This window comes from Caballeronia terrestris (genome assembly GCF_001544515.1).
Lineage (GTDB): Bacteria > Pseudomonadota > Gammaproteobacteria > Burkholderiales > Burkholderiaceae > Caballeronia > Caballeronia terrestris.
In genome coordinates this window covers 1-853 of the sequence record NZ_FCOL02000533.1, presented here as the reverse complement: position 1 = coordinate 853, position 853 = coordinate 1, and the positions used below count along the sequence as shown (strand labels likewise).

The following is an 853-nucleotide window of genomic DNA, read 5'->3' as shown; positions in this document are numbered from 1 at the left end:
CCGGTGACGGCCCAAGAGATCGGCGACGCGGCACTCGCTGCAGCACAAGCGGGCGCGGCAATCCTGCACCTGCACGCACGCGACCCGAGCGACGGCCGGCCGTCGCAGGACCCTGCGCTGTTTCAGGAATTCCTGCCGCGCATCAAGGCGCAAACCAATGCCGTGATCAACATCACAAGCGGCGGAAGTCCCCATATGACCGTCGAGGAGCGTCTGAAGCCTGCGCACCACTTTAAGCCGGAACTCGCATCCTTGAACATGGGTTCGATGAACTTCGGCCTGTATCCGATGCTCGGACGCTTCAAGGAATTCAAGCACGACTGGGAGCGCAAGCACCTTGAGAACAGTCGCGACCTGGTGTTCAAGAACACCTTCTCCGACATCGAGTACATCCTGACATCGTGCGCGGCGAACGGCACACGCTTCGAATTCGAGTGCTACGACATCTCGCACCTTTACAACCTCGCGCACTTCATCGATCGGGGCCTCGTCAAGGGGCCGTTCTTCGTGCAGAGCGTGTTCGGCTTGCTCGGCGGCATCGGGGCACACCCCGAAGACCTCGCACACATGAAGCGCACCGCGGACCGTCTGTTCGGCAACGACTTCGTGTGGTCGATTCTGGGTGCCGGACGTAACCAGTTCCCGATGGGCACGCTGGGCCTCGCGCAAGGCTCGAACGTGCGGGTCGGACTGGAGGACTCGCTGTGGATCGAGCCGGGCAAGTTAGCCGAATCGAGCGCGGCGCAGGTCGTGAAGATCCGCCAGATCATCGAGGGACTGTCGCTCGACATCGCAACGCCGGATGAAGCACGCCAGATGCTCGGCCTCAAGGGCGCGAGCGATACCAACTTTT

General features: G+C 61.9%; 1 protein-coding gene. It reads left to right on the top strand.

The features are described from left to right. Positions 1-853: 3,5-dioxohexanoate:acetyl-CoA acetone transferase (gene kce / locus AWB67_RS38770; RefSeq protein WP_143746840.1), on the top strand; the 853-nt coding region annotated here is incomplete at both ends.